Below are 3,002 nucleotides of genomic sequence, written 5' to 3'. Positions count from 1 at the left end.
GCTGCTTTAAGACGACATTGGATAAAGACCTCTTGCTGATTGCCTGTAAACCATTAATACGACTGGCTTTTTCCAAGCCCTATAATTACACTCGGACCATGGGTAAGTCCTTATAGGACTTACCCATTTTTATGCTCATTTTTAATTTGAAATGATTACGATTCAGTTGTACGGTTTCGTGCAACTTTTTTATTTTGACTCCCCGTGTAGCAAACCCATTCCTGACTACATAATGGAATCAACCTATCGTGGAAGATTTTACTCATACACGATTTCAGATTTCAACAGGGCCTCGGAAACCTTCTGGTTTTACTTATTTAACCGCGTTTGACTCCACCCCGAACTGGTCCTATGCAAAGTCAAAAGAGATACCAGCCAACGGATTCTGGTTCTTTGCATCCTTGTTGTTGGCTTTGTCCCTGGCGGTCTTGGTGGTGACGTTTAGGGTGTGAGTCCAGTAGGCGTACTCGGTGCCTGCCAGTACAAGAGACAACGCCAGAATTTTGCCGACCATTGCCTTTTTTTAACCCTCTTATTTAAGCATCCAGTGAAACCTCTATTTTCTTTCCAGTCTTTTTCCTCTCTAGAGGCCTGATATCCCTTTAGCACCATGTTCATGCAATAGTGTCCAAACTGTCGGACAGAACGCCGGAACATTTGCAAAGGTGGTAGATGCCGCAGATTGCTAAAAGAGCAAAAAAGGCTCCTAAAACCCGCTGAGTGCGGGCTTTAGGAGCTTTTTCATTATGTTTTTACGTTTTTTTCAAGCTTTTGCAGCAGCGCAAAGCTTAAGTCGCATTCCGCTCTATAAGGATTTGGGGCGCGTTGCTTTGTTATACGGATTCCTCCGGAAGGTCGAGCGCCTCCGGCGTGGAGATACGCGTCCAGATAAGGTTGGCCCGGTCCACGGAGTCAAAGTACACGCTGGTAAGTAGGTTTGTAGGGATATTCAGCTCGTTTGCCAGACCGCTGATCTGGTCCCAATCCGCCCGCTCATAGCTAAGCAGCAGGGAGTAGAGCTTTCCGGCGGAGCCTTCCCGGTAAAGCAGGGCACGCTTGACTTCCTCCACCACGGGAACCTCTGCCAGAATCTCCTCCATAGGTGCGTCCACCAGATAGCCGAGGGTGGAGAGCATACCGATGAGGTAGGCGTCCGCCTTCGTAATGGAGAGCGCACCCCGGGGCGTGTATTCGATCAAATCGCTGCAAAAATTTGCCCGCAGGAAGGACAGCTTCAAAAATTCCTCCGAAGTCGGATCAATTTCATTTTCCGCGTTGCTGGCGCTGAGAAGGTAAATCCACTGGCGAATTTGCCCCAGCCCCAGAGTCATAATTGCCTGTCGGATGGTGGTTGCCCGGTGGGAGGAAGAAAAATAGGCGGAGTTGGCCATTCGCAGCAGACCAAACACCAGGGATGCATCCTGAGATACCATCCGCTCTATCTCGTCGATGTCTGGCTCATCTCGGGTGACGGCCACCATAAGCCGGAAGAAGTTTCCTTGCAAATAGCCACTGGTGTGGGCTTTGCAAGATAGTTTTTCCGCAACAAACGGTCCCTCCAGTGCCTCCACCTTCAGTCCCACGGCGGTATTGTACAACACCGCGTCGGTAATATTGGTTGCAATGCACTTCTTTCCCATGCTGTGGGCCAGCTCGATGACGTTTGCCAGCGTGGCTGCCGGAGTGGTTGCAAAATTCAGCTTGATATAGTGGATTTTGTCCATCAGCGCAAGATATCGGGGGGCAAACCGAAATTCATTCACCGCAATTTTGTAACCCTCCTTGGCAAACTGCTGCACAAAGTGCATCGCCAGCGGATGGATAATGACGCTGTCCTCAATTTGAATCACCAGCTCGGACTTCTTAAAGAGCCGGGGCGCCTTTTTCATTAGAAGCGTGGGGGTAAAGGTCATAAAATTCAGTGTTCCCGTCAGCGCTTTGTCGGTATTCTGCGTTAAAAAATTGTAGATGGCGTTGGCCGCCGCAAAGTCGTTTCCCGAAACGGACGGATTGGATGGAGCCCCTTCTGCCCCTCTAGGCGAGGCGGAATCATCTCCAAACGCCTGATTCTCGCCGTAGTAAAGAAGCTCATATCCAATCACGCTGCTGTCGGCATCCTTAATGGGCTGCCGCACAATATACTTATTGCTCACCGTGTCCTCCTTCCGGCGGGACGGTTTAAAAACCTTTTCCGCACCCGCTTTATCATAGCGTACCTTTTACAACCTTATCGGCAAATTTCAGTAAAAAATAATAGTTTTTAAAAATTAACGTTCAATTTTGCTGTTTTTTTGAAACCGATAACTCAACCCTTTTTTTGATTGAAACATTTTAAGGGCTATTTTAAGGTTCTTTATCGGACAAATTCGGCAAAGGGCCCTTTGCTTTAGCGGCGGGCTTTCCACTTTTTAAGGCGCCAGATGTACTGGGGACGCTCCCCTCCCCGCACCGCGTAACGCAGCCAGTCCAGCACCACAATCACCGGTCCGGCGGCAAGACACCACAACACCGTAAATTGGGGGCAAATCTGTCCCAAAATATTTCCCGGCATATGGGAATAGTCCCACACGCCCCAGCCCAGCCAAAGATTGACGATGCATCCGACCAGAAACTCCGCCGCCGTGACGGCAAGGCCGCTTAAAATTGCCTGCATCCAAATAGGACAAGCCCACGGCAGTTCCGCCCCCATTCGTTCCAGCACAAGGCCCAGTAGCAGCGCCAGAACCAGCATGGTCCAGCTAATGCCTTCGGGATGGCCTTGTATTGTTTTCCAAACCACTTCGATCAAAAAATACGCACTCCCCACAAAGCAGGCCAACAGTCCGCTTAAAATCTTGTCGCCGCACTTGCGCATCATTGCCCCTCCCTTTTATCCACCGGCCGCGGTTTGGGCCGCTCTCCTTTTGTTCTATGCGCGGTCCAGACTTGTCATGCCGCAAGACAGCCCTCTGGCGCGGTTTTCCGGGCAGTTTTCCAAATTGCGCGGACTCCAAAAACGGGGG

3 protein-coding genes are annotated in these 3,002 nt (G+C 50.2%); all 3 read right to left on the bottom strand.

Features of this window, described 5'->3' with window-relative positions; all coding sequences use genetic code 11:
• Positions 1-349 precede the first annotated feature (349 nt).
• Positions 350-514: a hypothetical protein gene (locus tag RT018_RS15875; protein ID WP_397360325.1), complete on the bottom strand. Its 165-nt coding sequence runs from the start codon at positions 512-514 to the stop codon at positions 350-352.
• A gap of 319 nt (positions 515-833) precedes the next feature.
• On the bottom strand, positions 834-2,153 hold the full coding sequence (locus tag RT018_RS13010) for an HDOD domain-containing protein (RefSeq protein ID WP_312942653.1): 1,320 nt from the start codon (positions 2,151-2,153) through the stop codon (positions 834-836).
• Positions 2,154-2,386: 233 nt separating this feature from the next.
• Complete coding sequence (locus tag RT018_RS13005; protein WP_397360323.1) at positions 2,387-2,857, bottom strand: putative ABC transporter permease; 471 nt, start codon at positions 2,855-2,857, stop codon at positions 2,387-2,389.
• Positions 2,858-3,002 lie beyond the last annotated feature (145 nt).

The organism is Oscillibacter sp., from assembly GCF_032060045.1.
Classification (GTDB): Bacteria; Bacillota; Clostridia; order Oscillospirales; family Oscillospiraceae; genus Oscillibacter.
Note: the sequence above shows the minus strand (reverse complement) of the source record. Positions and strands in the feature narration are given on the sequence as shown.

Bases quoted from the DNA above. Each gene is read 5' to 3' on its own strand.
- RT018_RS13005 (WP_397360323.1), bottom strand. From the start codon at position 2,857: ATGATGCGCAAGTGCGGCGACAAGATTTTAAGCGGACTGTTGGCCTGC.
- RT018_RS15875 (WP_397360325.1), bottom strand. From the start codon at position 514: ATGGTCGGCAAAATTCTGGCGTTGTCTCTTGTACTGGCAGGCACCGAG.